Source organism: Saprospiraceae bacterium, assembly GCA_016710235.1.
In the GTDB taxonomy this organism is placed as follows: domain Bacteria; phylum Bacteroidota; class Bacteroidia; order Chitinophagales; family Saprospiraceae; genus Vicinibacter.
Window position 1 is genome coordinate 615,241 of sequence record JADJLG010000001.1, and the last position, 22,124, is coordinate 637,364.

Below are 22,124 nucleotides of genomic sequence, written 5' to 3' on the forward strand. Positions count from 1 at the left end.
AAACTAACTTTAATTACACTTAATGAAATTTATTTCCATTGCAACAACTTAAGGTTTCCATTATTCACTGAAACTAAAACTGCCTTTGTCCCACCAACATGAATCAGTTTTGCATCTTTCACATCATAGGGAAGAAAAACTCCAGATGAAGAAGGATGAATAAATTTCCAACTGCCATTGCCATTTCCTTGAAAAAAAGCACCGATGCTGGCATCAGCTCTTGTCGTTTCGACCTCTGCACCATATTGATTTCCTGCTACAAATAAGTCCAACTTTTGATCCGCATTGAAATCAGCCGACAGAATGGATTGAGCTGTTGAAAATTGAACTTCACCTGGCAATTCAACTAATTTTAAACTACCACCTTCGTTCATCAATGCGACACTGGCAAATAGTTTTGCGGAATAGTGTACACTTGAATCCAGTCCTTTACCATAAATATCCTCTAGTTTTGCGTCGGCAAATGCATTGAAAGAAGGAAACTTTACATTGATGAAAGGCATCTGCTCGCCACTGCATTGTTTTCCCCGCACAGGAACCAAATTCGAACCATTATATTTCGCCAGGACAATATCTATGCTGCCGTTGTGGTCAAAATCATTTCCATAAACCTGGAATGGCTTTTCTACGCTTGCATGAAACTTATAATTTTCTCCTAGATTGCCGCAAAGTAAATCTTGATCGCCATCACCATCCAGATCCGCATTTGACAAACTATACCACCATCCTTCAGTATTCTTTAACTGTTGGCTCAATGCGCTTTCTACGAAAACACCATTCTTTATTTCAAAAATCTTAATTGGCATCCATTCTCCTGCCAAGACCAATTCAGGAATTTTATCACCGTTAAGGTCAGTTACACATGTTGAAGTAATCATTCCAAGTTGCATAATTTCCTTCGCAACTATATTACTTACATCTTCGAATACTCCCTTACCGTTATTTTTCAAAAAATAAGAACGGGGAGGAAATGGATATTTGTCAGGAATTGTCCTTCCGCCTCTAAATATATCGAGGTCTCCATCAGCATCAAAATCAATGAAACTCACACAAGAGCCACTTGAAATGATTGTCGGCAAATTTTTAGCAAATTTCGTAAAGTTCCCTTTGCCATCATTCAAATACAATCTATCTTGATAGTTTGCACCTTCACTTGATTCTGTCCCACCTGAAACTACATACAAGTCCACGTCACCATCATTATCGGCATCAAAAAAACCCGAGCCAAGGTCCTCATACTTACTATCAGCGATCAGTGCCGCTTGTTTGCTCAAACTGAAAGAACCATTCTCAGTTTGAAAATAAATAGCCCCTGACTGATCTTTTGCCCCACCCACGAAAAAATCTTCCTTTCCATCTCCATTTACATCCGCTACAGATAATTTCGGACCCAATCTACTCAATCGATGAGGTAATAACACCTGAACTTTATAATCATTAAAATTCATATTTTCCTTATGTGTAAATGCCGGGGAGATGACGTCACTTTTGTCTACAAAGAGCAACTCACTGCCCTGACCATCTTTTGCTTCATTCTCGGATTCAGAATACTTTACACTAAGCACTTTATTTATAGCCGGTTCTTTGAGATCCGATACTTTCCCGTCAGGCCATTTAACAATAATTTCATTGACTGTTTTCTGATCTCCTAAACCAAAATGAACTATATATTCCGAACTGGATAAATATCCCCTGGCATTACGCACTTCAGCATATTGAATCCCTTCCGGTGTTTTCAAGGTTATTTTAGCTCCAATTCCGAATTTATTCTTCTCCGGTCCATCAAGAGCTAGTCGACAGTAATTTTGGTTTGAATTGTTCTTATATACAAATGCCGGATCCTGAATGTTATTGACAACCAAATCCAAATCTCCATCATTGTCTAAATCGGCTACAGCAGCCCCGTTTGAAAAACTAGGTTCCTTAATTCCCCAATCATTCATCACCTTTTTGAATTTTAGGTTCTTTTGATTTTGAAAAACATAATTTACAATTTTTGCGGCAGGAAGATTTGATAAAATTTCTTCAGTACTTTTCTTACTGTTATTGTGCTGTAAATCATACATTAGCTTACCATAAGAATCGCGGTCATACAAGTCTCTTCTTATCCCATTAGCTACGAAAATATCCTTCCACCCATCATTATCGAAGTCACTCAATAATGTAGCCCATGACCAATCGGTTTTGTCGACACCAGAATATTGCGAAATTTCAGAAAATGATCCATTGCCATTGTTCAGTTGCAACGCATTATGCATATATTGTTCGTGTATTCCTACAATCCTCATGGTATCGAACTGTTTAGGATTCATGACAGGCATTGAAGTTTTGGATCGTTTATAATCTTCCGGGCGCATTTCTACAGTAAATATTTCTTCAAAGCCGTCGTTATTTAAATCTCCAAAATCAGTACCCATAGAATAAAAAGGTGTATGTCTCGAAATCTTCTTAATCGATTCTGTAAATGTACCATTTCCGTTATTGTGATAATAATAATCATTTTCGATAAAGTCGTTCGAAACATATATATCCTGGAAGCCATCCTGATCAAGATCACCGGTAGTCACACTTAAGCCAAATCCATAATTGTTCGTGATCCCAGCTGTTTCTGAGATATCTGAAAATGAATTATCTCCATTATTCCGGAATAAATGATCTCCACACAATAAGCCGGGATTCTTTTTGCCCGCCATGACGGCAGGGATGTCCAGATAAAACTTATCCGGTCGATTTGCTACATACAAATCAAGATCATTGTCATTGTCAAAATCAAAAAATGAAGCTGTCATGGAAAATCCCGGATCCCCTATACCATACCTTGTGCCCTCTTCAGAAAATGTTCCATCTTTCTTATTGATAAAAAGTAAGTTTGTATTTTTCTTAGGGTCATTTTTAAATCCTCCTCGACAGACATAAATATCCAGCCAGCCGTCACCATTCACATCCGCCATCACTACTCCGTTCTTCCAACCATCAAATGCGGCAATACCTGATTTTTGAGAGATGTCTTCAAATTTAAAATCACCTTTGTTCAAATAAAGCTTATCTTCTGCTCTATTACCTGTAAAATAAATATCTTGCAATCCATCATTGTTAATATCTCCAATCGCAACACCTGCTCCATTATAGAGATAATTAAAATTGAAGATGTGTTCATCGGGAACCTCAGTCAACTTATTGACAAATGTGATACCTGATTCTTTGGGATCTATAAATGTAAACAATTTACTGCCTTCATTTGATTGTGGCGCTGAGGCATCTCTTTTACAAGAATAGACAACAATAAAAACAAATATTAATATATACTTCATTAAATGATTAAAATTGAATTTCATCCTATTTGAGATTTATTTTTTTATTTGGATACAATATTTGCATAGGTTCGTCATCATTTGAAACTAAAAGTGCATAATCCCCTGCAATATTAATTTGCTTCAGATCTTTAACATCTCTTGGAAGAAAAATACCTGAATCCGAATTATCAACACAATAAAATTTACCATCCTTATACTTCATCATTAATCCAATCGAAGCATCTGCCGGGGTAGTTTCAATTTCGACTTGAAAATAATTACCTGCAACTGCAATTTCTTTTTCATCATCATGATCAAAATCTTGGATGACGATTCCTTGTATTGTAGAAATCTGAGCTAACTTGGGCAGAGGAATAGACTCAAACTTTCCTTGATTATTCAGAAAAAGTTTGCTTGAAAAGGTTTGTGCTGAGTGGTGTACTCCAGACTTCATCTTATCGCCTAAAATGCCTTGCAAATTTGTTTCAGAAAAGGATTTATATGTAGGGTATTTGGTTTTTATAAATGGCATTTGTTCCTGGCTACATTGTTTACCTCTGATAGGTACCAATTCTGAGTTATTGTACTTGGCAAGCACTACATCATATGTGCCGTTTTGATCGAAATCGTCGCAATAAACTGAAAAGGGTTTTTCTATCGAAGTGTGAAACTTATAATTCTCACCTAAATTTCCTCCAAACATATCAACGTCACCATCATTATCCAGATCATCTGCAATGATACAATTCCACCAACCGACTGAATTGTTAAATCCGAATTGACTTGCATCTATTTCCTTTAATCCGTCTGCTGAATAACTGTATAGTTTAATAGGCATCCATTCTCCTACAACTACAATCGTAGGTTTGTTTTCTATCAGCGAATTCACTTGCATCGCGTCTGTCACCATTCCCAGATTCCTAAGCATAGGCGCCTTGGAAACTGTTACATCCCTAAATTTTGCATTTCCCTTATTTTCAAATAGATATGAATTGGGAGCAAACGGGTATTTATCAGGTATTACTCGGCTTCCTCTCAATATATCCATGTCGCCATCAAAATCAAAATCAAAATGAATAGCTACTCCTCCAGATTCCGTAATTGGTGGTAAACATTCGGAACACTTTTTGAAAAAGCCTTTGCCGTCATTGAGATAAAGTCTGTCTTGATAAAACTTACCCTGTGGAAACTCGGTACCGCCCGACACAACATATAGGTCCATATCACCATCGCCATCTGCATCAAAGATATCAGACGAAATATCTTCGTACGCCTTGTCTTTACTAATATCAGATTGAACGGATTTTTCAAAGTTACCTTGGTTTTTTTGGAAATAAACAGCTCCTTCAGCATCCTTTGCATTACCGATAAAGAAATCCTCCAGCTTATCACCATTTAAATCTGCTACGCTAATTTCCGTTCCTTGTCTAGATAAACGATGAGGCAACAGAATCTGCTTATGAAAATCATTAAAATCATTCTCCTTGTGCTGAAACACCGGAATTAAATCTTCTTTACTCCGATCTACAAATAACACTTGCTTTGTAGGGACTTGTGAATTTGGTGCTTTGGACTTAGAATAAGAAATCAAATGAACCTTATTTGCATCCGGATCTTTAACAACAGAAACCCTACCATCAGGCCAGGTGACCTTAATGCTTTTTGCTTTTTGTTTTTTACCTATCCCAAAATGAGTGTACTCCTCAGTACAGGACAGATATCCTCTCACCCTACGTACGGAAGCAAATTGATATTGACTTTTGTCCTCTTCCAATTGTATTTTAGATCCTAATCCGTCTTTATTACCAGGATAATCTACCAGTTTAACTCGAATAGAATTATTTTGCTCTTTATTGTTATTCCTGTACAGAAAAGCATCGTCATCCACATTGTTTACCACAAGATCTAAATCACCATCATTGTCCAAATCAGCAGCAGCAGCACCATTGGAAAAACTGATCTGATCCATACCCCAATCTTTCATAACCTTGGAGAAAGTGAAATTACCTTTGTTCTCAAAAATGTAATTGGTAGTTTTTATAGTTGGGAGCTTGCTGAGTAGATCATCAATAGAATTAAATTGAGTTTTTGATTTCTTGAATTCTTGAATTAATGCATCCACGTCTCTGTCCATTACGTCCCTTTTATGACCAGTTGCTACAAATAGATCCTTCAGACCATCATTATTTAAATCTACGATCAATGGCGCCCATGACCATTCCGTTTTATCTAAATTACACATATGGGCAATTTCACTATAGTATCCTTTGCCCTGATTGTATAATAAGGTGTTATGCATAAATTGAAAGGCAATGCCATACATTCTCAAACTATCAAATACAGCAGGGTTCATTGCAGGCATAGATGTTTTACTTCGTCGGTAATCTTCAGGTCTCATTTCAGTAATAAAAATATCTTCCCGACCGTCATTATCTATATCGCCAATATCTGCTCCCATAGAACTAAAAGAAATATGGTTCGCAATATTTTTCTCAGAATGTTTAAATGTTCCATTTTTTTGATTGATATAAACATAATCGTTCTCTGCAAAATCATTACACACATACAAATCTTGGTACCCATCATCATTTATATCACCTGCGATTACATTCAAACCGTATGCATAATTCGGTTGTAGTCCTGCTATCGCAGTAATATTTGTAAACTTTTGACCCCCTTCATTTCTATACAATTGATCAGAGTAAAATCGATTATTTTCCTCCTTTCCTTTCACAAGGTTTACAAAACTATTATCGAATGTATTTGGCCGATTCGTAACATATAAATCAAGGTCACCGTCATTTTCCAAATCAAAAAATACTGCTGAAATAGAAATTCCCGGATCATTGATATTATACTTTGCTGCACTTTCGATAAATGTTAAATTTCCTTGATTGATAAACAACAAATTTTCATTATCAGCCGTGTTCTCAAATGAGCCTCCTCGGCAGACATAGATATCATCCAATCCATCACCATTTACATCAGAAATGGCAATACCATTTTTCCAACCACCATATATGTTGATTAACGCACTGGAACTTACATCTTTAAATTTAAAATCGCCAAGATTTAGATACAATTTATCACCGCTTTGATTGGAAGTAAAATATATATCTTGAAGTCCATCTTGATTAAAATCACTTATCCCAACCCCGCCTCCATTGTATAGATAAGCCAATTCAATTTGAAAATCTTGCGGCCTTTCTACGATAGCGTTTTTAAAGAAAATTCCTGATTCAGAAGCAGGTATTAAAGAAAACATTTTTTCAGAGTGAACTTGTTTTTCTAGGCTGCATGATATACAAGCCAAAAAACAAGTAGCTGAAAAAGTGTATAGCATCACTTTTTCCTTTTCCATGATATAATGATATGTATTAATTAAAATTTCCAATAATTAAAAAATTGATTGGTTTATAAACTGCAAATGGATTTCGGAACGCGGATTATAGTTGCTTTATGAAGTAAATCCATCACTGAAAGCCATGAAAAACTGCAGAGCGGCTCTAAATTATAATGTTTCTTCTGGAAATTTAAAAGGTGTTATATATAAAATTTTATAGTATTAATAAAACCCTGAATGCAATATTTTTATACATACAGACAAAAGAGTATATATCATTGACAAGGTAAACTATTGATTTAGAATGCCTTGTTCGTTGCTCCAATCTAAATTTTGGAACTCGGGAATAAAGTAGCAACCAAAAAGGAAAACACCTATGTTCCAAAATTCAAATAATGTATAATTCTGGCTATTGACGTGGAATGGTTCATGCATCATTATTTACAAACTAAATACATGAACTAAATCATCTTTTTTCAAATGGAAAAGAAGATTTACTGACGAATATCACCTCAAATAAGAGGACTTAAAAATTCATTACTTTGAGAACTACATGAATTCCCAATATTTTTTTACTTCCCTTAGAAGGTTTCCTGACTTGAATCCTTGGATAAAAAATTATTTATTTTCCATTGAAGGAGGTGCCGTTTCCGGCATTGGTTCCTGCTTCATCATTTTCGGTTTCAATTTATATAAGTCTACCGAGAGTGTTAATTCGTGAGAACCATTGTTGTATCCCTGGAAATCAGCATATGACTGATCATATGAATAGAAAAATTTAAACTTATCTAATCTCACTCCTCCTAAAAACACAAGTCTGTGTGAGGAGGGACCAAAACTATAAGTAAATCCTCCGAATAATTTTTCGTCCAGCATTTTCGCAATGATATTTACATCTGTACCGAAAGGTACGTCACTAATTTTTTTCAACCCTACAGACGGTTCAAGCACCATCCTGTAATCAGGCAATTTGAATCTTGCTCCCAGCAACGCGAAAAAATTCACAGGACGATCTGCATTACCGGTATTTGATGTGCTACTGGACTTATTGTCGAGTGCTGTTTCAACGATATGAGGTATTGAAACACCTAAAAAGTACTTTTGCGCTATATCGACATTGAATCCCAAATCCGCAGCAAAATATTTCTCTCCATTGAGTGCTTCGTTGATCGTCGGATCTGTTCCCTGATGCTGAGGGTCAGTAATGACGTCATTATCCAGGCTATACTGTATATAAGAACCGGCTAAGCCCAGAGAAAACACATTTGATCCTGCCTTAAAATGATATGCATAATTTCCTTGTCCAATAAATCGATTTGCAACACCATAATTCTCACTATATATGAGACCCCCAATTCCCATATTGTTTACTGGAGCTCCATTGATGCCTAAAGTAAATCCCTTTGGAGAATTCGGAAATCCAGCCCATTGGTCTCTATAATTGAGTAATATAGTAGAAACACCATCTGCTCCAGTGGCTGCAGGATTCACAAGAAATGGATTCAAATGGTAGTGGTTGTACACAGCAGGTGTCTTGAGAGCCACAGCATAATCTTGTGCAGAGTTTCTCGTAATAGCTGATAATACAAATAATGCAGCTATTCCTATATTTTTAAAATTTATTTTCATCGCTTTCGATTTCTGATGATTAAATTGTTTAAAATTATTTCACTATGGTGACAGTTCCTTTGTAGTAAACATCATTTTTACTACCCTCAGTGACTTTCATGACCCACATATAAGTTCCTTCGTTCAATTCATTACCATCATTATCAATACCTTCAAACTGATCGATATAATTTGATGCTGAAAAAACTAAATTTCCCCAGCGGTCAAAAATACTGAGGTAGTTTACATAATCCTGAGCACAACTGATCGTCATTCGATCATTCAGACCATCATTGTTAGGAGAAATGGCTAACAACCCTTTGAAGCATTCTGCATTAGGACTTGTAACGCAAACTACAAATGATTCAGAAGATTGACAACCATTTACATCCGTTACAGAAAGATCACATCTTCCATCTTCAAGAGCAATCGCAGTGCTTGTTGTTTCACCATTGCACCAAGAAAAAGTATATGGTGAAGTACCTCCAGTAATTAAAGCCTCATATTTACCGTCCGCTGTACTCTCGTCGGTTGCACAGCTTATTCGACGCAAGGAGATGGAGACTTTTCCTGGAGATGAAATGTTGATGCTGTTGCTCACAGCTGAACTTCCTGTGGCGTCAGTAACCGTCACTTTATAATTACCCGAACACAGCCCATCAGCGATATTGCTATTTAAAGTAGCATTATGCGACCACTTATAAGAATAAGGAGTGGCCCCACCTGATGGACTTAATATAATTTTCCCATCACAAACACCGAAGCACGTCACACCGCTTCCACCTGGTTTGTTATCTACTACAGGATTGATGCTGATTGTATTGCCTCCTCCATTTGATTTTCTTGGAATGATGACTTCCAAACATTGGATACAGGAATTCCCGTCAGTCACACAAAGTGAATATGGGCCCGGAAATGCGTTTCTCAATGCTGAAGCTCCACTCACTACATTACCGAGTGAATCTCTCCAAACATAACTGTAACTTGGGGTTCCACCGGAAGCTGATGCATCAGCAGCACCATCTGATCCGCTGGAAGGTAAAATATTATTTGCAACTAAATTGATCTTAGGTGGAGCTGACACAACAATGGTAGCTGTGATTGAGTTACTTGCAGCATCTGAAACTGTAACATGATACGTTCCAGCACATAAATTATTGACCGGATTTGTTACAGAACCAGCACTATCGTCCCATTTGTAGGTGAGTGTTCCTGTACCTTTTGATACATATACCCTTGCAGATCCATTACATTCTCCAAAACATTTTATCTCAGTTGTTACTCTGATTGAGTCTAAAGTCAAGACTTTTGATGCACAGTCCACTCTGAACGTATCTCGTTTTACACAAGATCTGGAATCACTAACTTTCAAGGCATAATTTCCACAAGGTACTCCAGCAATATTTTGTGTTGTGTACAATACTGTTGAACCCGGTAATTTCACCCATTCGAATGTATATCCCGGTATTCCGCCGCTAGGATTCAATGTAATAGCACCGTCACCCCCAATATTCTCGTGGGTAATGCTGGCATTCGGCAGAATTTCTGTTGCCGCGCTGATCGTAACGATATCTGAAATAGCAATTTTTCCATCTGCATCAGTTACTCTCAATCTATAACTGCCAGGACAAAGGTTAGTCGGGTCCTCTACATTCGAAACTGAAGATCCCCCTGTAGTCGGTATCCACTCATACTTGGCATATGGCATCCTTCCTCCGGTGGTTGTCATATTTGCTGCACCATTGCAAGCTTTGTAACATTTTTCTCCTGAAACTGAATTTCGGGTAACAGTAAGTGGAGCAGAAGCACAATTTATAGTGACCAATCCGTCTGAAACACTTATATTAAAATTACTTCCAGCATTGTCCTCAAACTCAAATGTCCCACCGAAAGCAGTAATCCTTGGTGTAGTATTGTCAGGACAAGGACCCTGGACGTCAAAACATAGTCCAAATAAAGTACCTCCAGTTGGGATTGTATATGGATTTGCTGTAGCAATGTTCCAAACAACCCTAACGATATCCTCACCCGGTACACGATTGATTGCACCACACCCAAAGTTAGGTAAGTTATTAGGTGACAAAACACAAGGCTGTTTCATGATCAACTTTGTGGTATCAATACGGATTCCAAAAGCAAATGATTCCATATCGGTGAACCCATCAGCCTTAACTTTAATGCAAAATTCTGAACCTACAGCAGTCGTATCCAACGAGGTATATATTTTTAATGGCTTCGAAGCTTGTGTGATCGTAAGTTTACCAGCTGTAAGAGATACAGGAACAGTATTATTATTTACATCCACAAAATCCAATAAAGTAGGATTGCTCGAAAAATTAACATCGGTACTTGCACCTACGTTTCCTACTGCTGTCAGACACAGTTCAAAGATTACTTGATTATCAGGTAAGGTCAGCCCGGCGCCAGTACCATCATCCCACACAAATACAAGCCCCGAACTATCAGCTAAAGGATTGTAAGTGAGATTGTTGAGTGCTATAGCTTGAAGTTTATTATACTTTGCCACATTCCGATCCCAACGGATTGATCCTTGGGCATTGAGGATGCTTTTAAAGTTCTTGACAGTAAATTTAATGCAAGCTACTCCTCCGGTTCCGGTTGTCTCTTGAGAACCGGTGATGATGAGTTCATTCCCTCCAGAGCTGCCTGGACAATTTGGTCCCAAAATTTTAATTTTGCCAATTCCTGAAATTGAGTCCACCGGGACTTCTTTCTCGTTTTTATCGAGGATTTCTATCCTTGCAATAGTCCCTGCAGTCAATCTGATTGCAGAACTATCACACTCTTTTCCGATTAATCTAAAACGAAGACCAAACAATTTAGTACCATCCGCAATCGTAACAGGATTAAAGTTTGGTTCATTCCAAGAAAAGGTTAATTGACCATTTTTAACAGCTGGAGCTGTCTTGTGGCTTGAATTTTCTATACTTCTCATCTCAACGGATTGATCCACTATGGTATCAAAGGCCAATACCAAGGAATCGTAAGCGACTCCAAACTGGGTAGCAATAATATCCTTGAAGTTTCGGGCTGAAACGCTCACTGTCACCAAATCACCTTTATTCCCGGTGGTTTGTTGAAAAGTAAGGCCCCACTGAGCAAAAATTTGAGTTCCGAAAAGTGTGGAAAACACTAAGATTCCTAAGATTCTCTTTTTCATAAATTACTGAATTTGGGAGACATTCCTAAGACAAAGATAGGAACAATCCACTAATAAACAATATGTATAAAATAAATATTTAATATTTAAAACACTATAAATTAAGATCCGAACAGGTGTAAGAGCTTGATAGATGGATTTGCAAATTGACGGGAAACCAAGAGTATAATGCAAAAAGCCTGGAAATGTTGTCTCCATTTCCAGGCAAAATAACACTGCATTTACTCAGTCCTTATCATCTGATAAGAACCATTTTCTTAGTTTCAGTATATTCATTGGTGTTCATTTGAATGTAGAACACACCTTCTCCTCCAAAATCTTGCTTGGTCAAATGTATCACGTTTGAACCTTCTTTAAACATTTGAGCTGATTTGAAAACCACCTTACCATTAGCACCATATACAACAAATTCAACTTCCTGAGGCGTAGGAATCAAAAACTCAACGTTTGTTTCATCCGCAAATGGATTTGGACGATTCTGCATCAGCTGATACTTGTTGGCCGATTTATCTGAATTCCTGATCATTAAATTGAGATTCATCAATTCTCCAGATTCGTTGTAAGCTTCAGCTCCGATTTCAGATTTGCTCAAAGCAATGCCATAAGCTTGGTTGAACTGGGATCCTATTGATCTCAAGATTAATGAGAAGGCTTTTTCACCCTTATTCAACTCAACTGTTCCTGGAGCAATATAACTGATTCTCAACACACCATCAGCATAGTGATAAGTTTCATCGCTCATTGTAAGCTCTCCGGAATTTAATCCCAGAAACTCATATTTGGCTGGATCAATTTGTATGGCCATTTGGAAACCGCTGATCACCTGTTTTGCCATACTCATTACAGGAAAGCTCAACTCTGAATTTGCATGAGAAGAATTCATCATCAATTCCAAATCTAATGTCTCTGCCGTCCTTTGTTCTGGATGATTTCCAAAATTGCTTGCATCTGCATTGCCTGTCAAATCGCCAATTTTTATTCCATAAAAATCTGCAGCCGTTTGATTTAAACTGATACCTATAAAGTTGATTTTTTCCACAAATGGGAATGGATTCTTAGGATCGGGGAAAACATAACTTACAGGAACAAATCTCCAAGAAGCTTGTCCGTTTGGATAGTCTTTGCTTACACCTAATATGATCTTTCTTATCGCCGAAATATCTGAAGCTGTAACCAGACCATTGTTACTGGCATCCGCTGCGATCATCTGATAAGGCGAATCAAATTCCTTGATACCTAAAATGTGTTTTTGAATTACCACGATGTCGTGAGTAGTAACACCATTCAGAAAATCACCTGTTTTTTCTGCCCTAACTGCATAATCTTTACCGGAACTGATATTTTGAAAAGTGTACAAACCCTGGGAATTTGTAGTACTTGAATTCGAGCTGATTGGATTGCTACGCTCCCAGATCATTTTGGTATTATTTACACCATTATGTGATGTTGTAGTAACTTTTCCCTGGATGCTCAAGCCTGTTTGGCACACTCCATTTGGATCCTGAATTTCGATTACAGTTTCACAAAAATCAAAATTACCGGCCTCATCTTTCACATAAATTCTTACAGTATTCTTTCCGATATGAGAACAATCAAAAAGCATAGAATCCACGAATACCTGATTGACCAGGAAGTAGTATTTCAATTTATTCTTTGGAGTACAATTATCTTCACTATTCAAATTGTAATCTTTTGCCCAAATCGCTATACTCTCCGTACTTGGCATCACTGTCGTTGTTATTGAACTCAAACAATAAGGAGTCGGCTTCTTGGCATCACGAACAGTCATCAAAAAGCTACATCTGTTTTCATTGCTGCAAGCATCGCTTACTGAAATCGTCACTTTGTGAACACCCACTGGATAAATGCCGCTGAGATTATTTCCAGGACCTGTAAATAGTGGATCGACAGTACCGTCATTATTGATGTCAACAATGTGGTACCACTTCAAATTCGCGCTGTCAGTACAGTCATCTTTTGCATTGTAGATAAAGTTAACCTGACCTTGACATCCCGGACCGGTAACATCAAAACTTCTTTCAAGACATCTTTCTGTAAAATCCGGTGGAGTGAGATTGATCAATTTGATCACTTGTATACCTTTCCAGATTCCTTCTGTTTTCGGATTGTGTGGATCGTAAATGCACCAGTCAATTACCGTCCACGAACGTATAATTTTGACACACGCATCTTGTTGTGCGACATAGGTTACATCATCGTTTGTGGTCATCATATTGTTGCAACGATCCGCACTATCTATTCTAGGTTTTCCGGTTCTATCAGGAGTCAATTCTTCTTTGGTTAGACAGGTTGTAGAGAAAGTTATGTCTGCAGGGAAAGTCACCTTCACATTACCTGGAGTAAAATCCTTGACTGTAATGATCTGGTAATCTGTTGCTGTATTTCCATTCGCGTCTGTAGCCTCAAACTTTCTTGTAATAGTACCTTGACCGCAAAGGAGATTTGGTGTATTTGTCACCTTGATGGTAACCTCACATCCATCATATACATAGCCGTCCAGATTTGGATTACAATAGGATGCATATTTATCATTGATCTTGATTGGTTGACGCATAGAAATATCTTTCACGACCTTTCCAAAATCATCATAATTTGTATAATCATATTCACAACTAATCGTTACACATGCTGGTGCTTTAAGGATTGGTGGTAATTTATCCTGCACTTCAACCTGTACCATACAAGTATTACTGTTGCCGGCTTGATCCCATACCCTCAAATTTACCATCAAAGTCTTGCCGTAATCCTCGCAGCAAAAATATACATACTCACTCCATAGATGACCATTCTTGTATTGAGGTAAACAAGGAACTCCATCGTCCATTCTCTTGGCTTCAAATCTTGCGATACCACAGTTATCATGTGATCTGTCATCAAATGTGAATGCCTCTACTTTTGTCAATGTATCTATGCTAAGCGAAACGATGGTCTTCTGATCGCAAACTGTTACCGGTGCAACTTTATCTTCAATAAATACTCTTACCGGACAATCTCTGTGATTTCCACAATCATCTGTTATTCTGAAGATGACCCAGGTAAATCCAAGTGGCAATCCGCTGATGGAATAGAAACCATTTGAAAGTTTTACTACTCCAGCAATGCTTGAACCTTCGAATACCGGAGGTGTTGGTGACAAATATGGCTTGTAACCCACTTCAATTTTCACATTATCAGAACATTCCTGAACGATATGCGGTGGAGCGATCACTGTTGTACCGGTGCAAGACCATGCATCTGTACTAAATGTTACGTCTGATGGACACAACACGTCCGGTGCCTCATCATCAATGACTTTAATCACCTGGAAATGAGTAAAAATATTTCTTCCGGATGGCAAACACCAGTCAACATAAGTCCACTTTCTCAACACTTTAAATGAGTGTGCACATATAGGAATAACTTGATCTTCATAAGTGACAGCAATTTTACAAATCGACCACTTTGGATAAATTGGTTGACCATTCACTGTAGGGTAACCCGCTGATTTCGGTGAAGGCACTGTATCCAGCTTGCTACAACCATATATAATATCTAAAGGCCATACGATAGCTGCAGAATCAATTTTTCTGAAATACACCAATTGAGCGCAAGTGTCTGATTTATTACCTTTCACATCCTCGTAATAATATGTGATCGTCCGCAGACCTGCAAAATTTTCATTGCAGTCAAATTCTGTCACAACGTCAGATATTAATTTTTGATATACTGCACCACCGCAATTGTCAGATACCAGAGGCGCTGGTATGCTGTAATTCGTTTCATTACAGTAAACGGTGATCGGGTCGGGACAATCAATCCTAGGAGGATATTTATCTTCTACTAGGATTGTACCCCAACACTGATTCCCATTCAGGAATACTGCAACCTTTAGAGTCTGACCCATTTGGGCTGCTCTGACGGTATCATCTGGCAAAGGCAAGTTGTTGATATTGTAAACGACAACATCATATGGGCAACCAGTTCCCATATCTTCCAACATGATGTCAGGAGTAATAGCTGCTTTACAATTTTCATCAAGTGAAACTTGAACGTCTTTGTCGCAAGCTAATGGACACTGCGCACTTGATGCTAACAGAGTCAACAATGACAAAATAATCACCAACAAACTTTCAGTGAAAATCTGTGTCAAGCTGGTTTTAAAATGTTCGAGAGTAAAAATTTCTTTTCTCATTGTAAAAATCGGTTTTGGACTGAGCAATACTTGTTTATTATAAAATACAATTGTTACCAAAATTTAATCAGTATCTCAATGCATGAGTAGTCAGACTTATGCATTAAAATCATGAGTTTTTACGAAGTTTTTATCCGATGAGATTCAACTCACCTGCAATTTTCATCAGTGCTGCCACACTAGTCGCGCCTAACTTTCTCATCAAGTTTTTTCGATGTACTGACACCGTATTTTTGCTGATGTAAAGTGCGGCTGCGATGTCCTTATTGCTTTTGCCGGCAGCAATTTGTTCCAGAATTTCCTGCTCTCGATTCGTCAGATACATTTTTACATTATATCTGTTGAATGAACTCGCAGTTTTAGTTTTCTCCGTTTTTACTGTTTTAGAACCTACCATCACATCATCACCGAGATACACTTTACCTTCTAAAACCTGCTGGACTGCACTTTGAAGTTCGGACACTGAAGATCTCTTCGTAAGGTACCCGTCGGCACCTCGTTTCATGGCATCTCTCATCATTTTGGTTTCCAAATACATGGTAACCACAATGATTCGAAGCGCGGGAAAATGAGTTTTGAGTTTTTGAATGTAATCGAGACCATCGAATTCGCCTAGATTGAGGTCCAGAAATACAACATCCATATCCTGGCCTCTATACATCAGTTTTTCGGGATTATCAGTTTCCAGAACAATATCTAGTTCAGACTTAAATTTGAGCCTCTTCAAGAGAAGCCCAAAACTCTGTAAGAACAAGAGATGATCGTCAACAATCCCAACTCTGATTACACTCATTGGAGCCTTGGTTTTTTTACTTCAGTAGAGCAAGTGCAAAACCAATGCCAAATCTTATAAAAATCTTTAATATATCCTGTAATTACGGTGTCTTAGTGCTACACATAATAGCTTTATCGCAAGCCTATAGTATTAATTATCAAAACATTACAAATTACGAAATAACGTAATGTTTAATCTTCTAATTTTATTGAAAAAAACTTGGTGCATCTTTGAGAATGAATTTTCCGCTTTGGACATAGGCATATTGAAATCCCGGTTGAAGACTATAAGCCCCTATAGCACCATTCTTAGTCAAGGCTATGTAACCCACCTGGAAGTCTTTGTGATTGGGTATGGTCAATAACCTCATAATGGCCTCTTTGCAAGCGGTTTCAGGACCTTTACCACTTCGCATCATTTCAACTATCGAAAAGGCCCCTAATTTTTTGGCAACCGCCTCACCCAATCCTGTTGCTGTAGCAGCACCAACTTCATTGTCCACATAAAGTCCTGCCCCAATAATCGGTGAGTCGCCGACTCTTCCGCGCATCTTAAAAGCGAGTCCTGATGTGCTGCAAGCTCCGCTGAGATCTTGTTCCTGATCCAGGGCAAGTATCCCAATAGTATCATGTCTCTCTGCATTGATTTTGGGTTGATACTCTGACTTCACGAGCCACTCTTCCCAAGCTTTTTTTGCCTCCGGTGAGAGCATATTTCTCTCTTTGAATCCATTCTCCAATGCGAACTGAAGCGCACCTGCACCAGCTAGATATACATGAGGTGTCTTTTCCATGACAAGTCGTGCCACAGAAATAGGGTGCAATATATTTTCCAGAAACATTACAGCACCTGCATTTCCTTTATGATCCATAATGCTGGCGTCCAAGGTCACTTTCCCTTCCCTGTCAGGTATTCCTCCATATCCTACTGATGTATCTTTCGGATCTTCTTCGGGGACCCTGGCGCCTGCTTCAACAGCATCTACTGCTTTACCACCCTTTTGTATAACTGTCCAAGCTTCCTGAACGGCTTTCTTATTGTTCCAGGTAGCGATAGTGATTGGTTTGAACTTATCCTTACTACTTGGAATTAATATTTCTACATCAGTGCTTTTTGCTACAACCCCAGTTGTAATGCCCAATATTGCTGCTGATTTTACAAAGTCTCTTCTTTTCTGATTCATGATTATTGATTGTAGAATTAAAATTTTATCCATCTGGCTAGCTTCCTGTCTCCATCAGTTCCTTCAAAACTGAGGAAGTAAACTCCAGGAAGTAACTTATCCGATTGATCTAAAACTTCTTCAGATGCATATTTGCCAATCTCTGCACCTGTCAAGTTGAATATAGAAATAACTCCTGTATTTTCAAATATCGTACTTATCCATTGAATTTCTAATCTCTCTCCGACCCATGTGTAGCTTTTCCGTTCAATTTTACTAAACGGGTCAGAACTTGTAATGCTTTTACAAAGTAGTGCGTTTGCAGCATGCAACATATATTGGTCAACTGCTAACTGATCATGAACAGCATGTTGATCCCCTGTATAAATCCAAGATGACCATTTTGTAGATCCATAATTCAAGTGAATCAGTCGTTCAGTTATAGCGCAAGACCCATAGGCGATAGGAAAGTTACTGCTGATCGGCAATGTCCAAAATGGTCTTTTACCACCGCAGGCAACAACGGGATCTTCTGTTTGATGATACAGAAACAATGCTGTGTTCTCCTGGCCTGTGATCATTGAGGTATCCAGTACCCCGCCGTAATAGTTGAACACCCCTTGCACTCCAGCGTCCCATCCATTCTGATGAAGCTGGCCTTCCACACTCCCTAAGTCCGGTCTCCCTACCCCGATCACAGATGCTAACTTTCCACATTCCTTTGGTTTTTCTTTTTCTTGATCCACAAATGCAGCAGCAAGTGCTGTAAATCCCCCTGCACTTTCTCCCCCTACCCATACTCTATCTACATCTATAGAATCCAAAACATTTCTTGCCTTCATCCATCTAACGACCGCTTTAGCGTCCTGCATAGCTCTGTAACCAGCTCTCATCACTTCTGCTTGATCGACCGGCAGTAAATTTCCTACCATTCCTATCCGATAATCCGCAGCTACAGCTACAAATCCCTTTTGTGCAAAACTGATACAATTTTTATGCATTGTTTCCCTGCTGCCCGCTACAAAAGCTCCACCAAAAAACCATATGACAAGAGGTCGCTCAGTTTCTTTATCACCAACGGGGTAAAATATATCCACATGCAATGAGTCAGGTTTATTCAGATAATCTGTTGCAATACCTACAAATTGATTCTTTACAAACCTATAAGAATAATGATCGACAGAATAGTCACAGCTTTGAGCCAATGCAGGGCAAATGTTAAAAAGCAAGGCAAAAACGATATATTTCAACTGCGCAAACATGTTTTCTGATATAAACTTGCAAGTTAGGATACTTCTTTGACACCTTATTCCGTTGAAAGCATTATTTTTGTGCGATGGTAGGTATAGTCTTTTGGTCTCTATTTTCATTATTTTATAGTCACCATTCTGACATTCTAACAGGTACTCCCTGCATTGAGGTGCCTGAAACAAATGCCATTTCTTTAGCTTATCAATCCTGTGGTCTAGATGGATTACTTTCATTTGAGGCATTTGAAAAAACTTTAGACTATGTGCAACGATACGCGCCGACAAACCCTATTGTGGCAATATGTGATTTTACCAAGCCTTCTTCAGAAAAAAGATTCTTTTTAGTTGACTTAGAAAATAAAAAACTGCTGATTTCATCTCTGGTTGCTCATGGACGAAATTCTGGTACATTGGTTGCCAACTCGTTTTCTAACAGAATTCAAAGTCTTCAAACAAGTCTTGGAGCCTATCTTGTCCTCAACAAAATCATCAGCCCGAAACATGGACGCGCATTATTGTTGGATGGTCTTGACAAAGGTCTGAACGACAATGCTAGGAAAAGAGAAATTATCATGCATGCTGCCGATTATGTCAGCGAAGACTATATCAAGAAGTATGGAAGACTGGGTAGAAGTTTTGGTTGTCCAGCTTTACCACAAGACATTATGGATCAATGTTTGGACAAATTGAATGAAGGCAGTATTTTGTACATTTACGCAAAACCCTAATCAACAATAAACGGTTATTTTTTTCTGTTTTTTTGTATTTTTATACTGTGATTGAATGATCTGTATGAGACTTAAGATAGTTAGTATTTTCTTTACTGTATTTCTGATTTTCATCCATAGTTCTTGCGTCAATTCCTGTAACGGAAAAAATAAACGCAAAGCGATTTCAGCTGACCAAAGTCTTTATTCTCCAATCAACTACAACTTGATCTTTTTGGACTCGGCTAAAATCGCTCATGTGTTTCAAGAAGATTCAAGCTTGGCTGAATTCGCACCTGAAATGAGAGATTTTTATCTGAAAAGAGAGTATCAGTTTGCTTGGTTTAATGAAGACGGTGTAAGTACCTCTTTGGCTCAACTTTACCAGATGATAAATCTCCATATCTTGAATTTCCAAGACAGCACCTTATATGATAAAGTTTTGATGCCAGTCATTGACAGTCTCACAGCTGATCCGAAATACCTAAAGAAAAACATGCATCAACAAGTCGACTGGGAAGTAAAATTTACTGGTTATTTTTTTAAGTATGCCAAGAAAGAATTTAATGGAATAGACAAAGATCCAAAAGATCTGGAGTGGTTTATCCCTAGGAAGAAAAAGGACTTCAAACTCTTGCTAGAAAAAATTGCCTGCTGTGAAAAAGAAATGGAAGAATACGAACCTGTAAATCCATTCTATAAAAATTTTAAAAAATCACTAATTGAGTACAGACAAATCGCGGATAGTGCAGATTCGCTTCAAATTTTTGCACATAAATTGAAAAACGACAAGGAAAGTCTGCCGCAAATAAAAAATTTACTGTACCTGATGAAGGATCTTCCTACGAGAGATACAAGTGAAGAATGGTCTGAAGAATTATCCACCGCAATTGAAAACTTTCAGATGAGAATGGGATTACATCCCAATTGTGAACTTGATGCCCCCACCTTAGCAGAATTAAACGTACCAATTATTGATCGGATCAAACAGATCATCATCAATATGGAGAGGTTGAGATGGATGCCTGATAGCGTTTCAAACGACTATATTTTGGTCAATATAGCTTCCTTTACCTTTTATGTTTTTGAACAGGGTAAATTAGTTTGGCAAATGCCTGTTGTCGTTGGAAAATCAGCAACGTCTACTACTATATTTAGCGGGTCTTTATCTCATATTGTTTTCAGCCCTTATTGGAATATTCCAAAGAGTATATTAGTCAATGAGATTTTGCCAAAGGTGAAAAGAAATCCATCTTATATTGACAAGCACAATATGCAGGTATTGATCGGAAATCAAGTAATTTCGGCATATTCTATACCATGGAATAATTATTCTGACAAAGTACCTCTGACAGTACGTCAAAAACCCGGACCTGAGAATGCGCTCGGACAGGTTAAATTTTTATTTCCCAATGCTTATAACATTTACTTTCACGATACTCCTCAAAAAAATTTATTTAAAGAGCACAATAGAGCTTTCAGTCATGGTTGTATCAGATTGTCTGATCCGTCGAGACTCGCGCGATATCTTCTCCGGGACAGCCCTGAATACACAAACGAAAAGTTAGAATCTTTGATGCAGAATAATTTAGAGACATGGGTAAAGTTGAAGACGAATATTCCGGTTTATCTCTGTTATTTTACAGCATGGCGTTACTCAGATGGCAGCACACAGTTTCGTCGGGATATTTACAATCATGACAAAAAACTAGAAAAAGAAGTGTTTTCGAATTATCTATTTTAATACAAAACCCAAACTAAATTTCCGAACCTTTCTCTCCATGAATGATCATGCGAAAACCATTCCCATGAATATTCGCTATATCAATATTGGGATCTTTGGAGAGATACTTCCTCAATTTGGTAACAAACACATCCATACTTCTCGCGGTAAAATAATTATCCTCACCCCAGATTTTTGTTAGTGCTTCCGACCTTTGCAAAACATCGTTTCTATTTTTACAAAACATCTTGAGCAGCATTGCCTCCTTTGGGGAAAGCTTTATTTTTTCAGAGATTTCATTTCCGTCTTTGGTATAAAGTACACGCAAAGGATAATTAAAATGGAATATTCCGATTTCGTATTCTTTCACATCTTCTTCCTCATCTTCTTCGCGTTTTGTTCTTCTGAGAATTGCTTGTACTCGATAAAGCAACTCTTCGCTGTTGAATGGTTTAGTTACATAATCATCAGCACCAATACGAAATCCTTCTAAGACGTCTTCCTTAAGGGTCTTTGCTGTAAGAAAAATAATTGGGACATCTGCATTCTTTGAACGTATGTCTTTGGCTAATGAAAACCCATCTTTTCGAGGCATCATTACGTCGAGGATACACAAATCGTAAGTGCTTCTTCTAAACTGCTCAAAGCCATCTATCCCATCTGTCGCCAGATCGACTTCATAATTGTGCATTTCCAAATAACTGCGTAGAACATCGCCAAAATTGCGATCGTCCTCTACCAATAAAATTCTTGGGTTTGTCTTGCTAGACTCAGTGCCGCCTGTCATAATTACTTCGTTAAGGATATACAACGATTGTGAACTCAAAAATATGCAAAAATGCCGGTTTTTAATTCCACATTTCTATTTATTTAGTATAAAAATTTCCTAT

General features: G+C 37.9%; 11 protein-coding genes. 2 read left to right on the forward strand and 9 right to left on the reverse strand.

All coding sequences use genetic code 11. The features are described 5' to 3' along the window. Positions 1-29 precede the first annotated feature (29 nt). The 8 genes from IPI99_02565 to IPI99_02600 all read right to left on the reverse strand — a co-directional run bounded on the left by IPI99_02565 (position 30) and on the right by IPI99_02600 (position 18,816). Positions 30-3,311, reverse strand: a complete 3,282-nt coding sequence (locus IPI99_02565) for a VCBS repeat-containing protein (protein ID MBK7339392.1) — start codon at positions 3,309-3,311, stop codon at positions 30-32. A 25-nt stretch (positions 3,312-3,336) separates the two neighbouring features. Continuing rightward, on the reverse strand, positions 3,337-6,654 hold the full coding sequence (locus IPI99_02570; protein ID MBK7339393.1) for a VCBS repeat-containing protein: 3,318 nt from the start codon (positions 6,652-6,654) through the stop codon (positions 3,337-3,339). 600 nt (positions 6,655-7,254) lie between these two features. Continuing rightward, positions 7,255-8,265 (reverse strand): PorP/SprF family type IX secretion system membrane protein, encoded by a 1,011-nt coding sequence (locus IPI99_02575; protein ID MBK7339394.1) that lies wholly within the window; start codon positions 8,263-8,265, stop codon positions 7,255-7,257. A 34-nt stretch (positions 8,266-8,299) separates the two neighbouring features. Then, a complete protein-coding gene (locus IPI99_02580) occupies positions 8,300-11,425 on the reverse strand; it encodes a gliding motility-associated C-terminal domain-containing protein (protein MBK7339395.1) in 3,126 nt (1,041 codons plus the stop codon). 235 nt (positions 11,426-11,660) lie between these two features. After that, positions 11,661-15,617 (reverse strand): T9SS type A sorting domain-containing protein, encoded by a 3,957-nt coding sequence (locus IPI99_02585; protein MBK7339396.1) that lies wholly within the window; start codon positions 15,615-15,617, stop codon positions 11,661-11,663. 130 nt (positions 15,618-15,747) lie between these two features. Continuing rightward, positions 15,748-16,410 carry a response regulator transcription factor gene (locus IPI99_02590; protein MBK7339397.1) on the reverse strand — a complete coding sequence of 221 codons (663 nt, stop codon included), beginning with the start codon at positions 16,408-16,410 and terminating at the stop codon, positions 15,748-15,750. Between the two features lie 187 nt (positions 16,411-16,597). Then, entirely contained in the window at positions 16,598-17,575 is a 978-nt protein-coding gene (locus IPI99_02595; protein MBK7339398.1) for a N(4)-(beta-N-acetylglucosaminyl)-L-asparaginase, read from the reverse strand. A gap of 17 nt (positions 17,576-17,592) precedes the next feature. Next, positions 17,593-18,816, reverse strand: coding sequence for an alpha/beta hydrolase (locus tag IPI99_02600; protein MBK7339399.1), 1,224 nt, complete (start codon positions 18,814-18,816; stop codon positions 17,593-17,595). A 74-nt stretch (positions 18,817-18,890) separates the two neighbouring features. Here IPI99_02600 and IPI99_02605 point away from each other — a divergent pair, with 74 nt between their 5' ends. Both IPI99_02605 and IPI99_02610 read left to right on the forward strand, forming a co-directional pair. Then, complete coding sequence (locus IPI99_02605; protein MBK7339400.1) at positions 18,891-19,532, forward strand: murein L,D-transpeptidase catalytic domain family protein; 642 nt, start codon at positions 18,891-18,893, stop codon at positions 19,530-19,532. 64 nt (positions 19,533-19,596) lie between these two features. Next, on the forward strand, positions 19,597-21,255 hold the full coding sequence (locus IPI99_02610; GenBank protein MBK7339401.1) for a L,D-transpeptidase family protein: 1,659 nt from the start codon (positions 19,597-19,599) through the stop codon (positions 21,253-21,255). A gap of 13 nt (positions 21,256-21,268) precedes the next feature. Here the strand turns inward: IPI99_02610 and IPI99_02615 are convergent, their stop codons facing one another. Next, positions 21,269-22,021 carry a response regulator transcription factor gene (locus tag IPI99_02615; GenBank protein ID MBK7339402.1) on the reverse strand — a complete coding sequence of 251 codons (753 nt, stop codon included), beginning with the start codon at positions 22,019-22,021 and terminating at the stop codon, positions 21,269-21,271. Positions 22,022-22,124: the final 103 nt, after the last annotated feature.

Coding starts and splice junctions, on each gene's coding strand:
- IPI99_02605 (MBK7339400.1), top strand. CDS start 18,891: ATGGTAGGTATAGTCTTTTGGTCTCTATTTTCATTATTTTATAGTCAC.
- IPI99_02585 (MBK7339396.1), bottom strand. CDS start 15,617: ATGAGAAAAGAAATTTTTACTCTCGAACATTTTAAAACCAGCTTGACA.
- IPI99_02615 (MBK7339402.1), bottom strand. CDS start 22,021: ATGACAGGCGGCACTGAGTCTAGCAAGACAAACCCAAGAATTTTATTG.
- IPI99_02570 (MBK7339393.1), bottom strand. CDS start 6,654: ATGGAAAAGGAAAAAGTGATGCTATACACTTTTTCAGCTACTTGTTTT.
- IPI99_02600 (MBK7339399.1), bottom strand. CDS start 18,816: ATGTTTGCGCAGTTGAAATATATCGTTTTTGCCTTGCTTTTTAACATT.
- IPI99_02580 (MBK7339395.1), bottom strand. CDS start 11,425: ATGAAAAAGAGAATCTTAGGAATCTTAGTGTTTTCCACACTTTTCGGA.
- IPI99_02565 (MBK7339392.1), bottom strand. CDS start 3,311: ATGAAGTATATATTAATATTTGTTTTTATTGTTGTCTATTCTTGTAAA.
- IPI99_02610 (MBK7339401.1), top strand. CDS start 19,597: ATGAGACTTAAGATAGTTAGTATTTTCTTTACTGTATTTCTGATTTTC.
- IPI99_02595 (MBK7339398.1), bottom strand. CDS start 17,575: ATGAATCAGAAAAGAAGAGACTTTGTAAAATCAGCAGCAATATTGGGC.
- IPI99_02590 (MBK7339397.1), bottom strand. CDS start 16,410: ATGAGTGTAATCAGAGTTGGGATTGTTGACGATCATCTCTTGTTCTTA.
- IPI99_02575 (MBK7339394.1), bottom strand. CDS start 8,265: ATGAAAATAAATTTTAAAAATATAGGAATAGCTGCATTATTTGTATTA.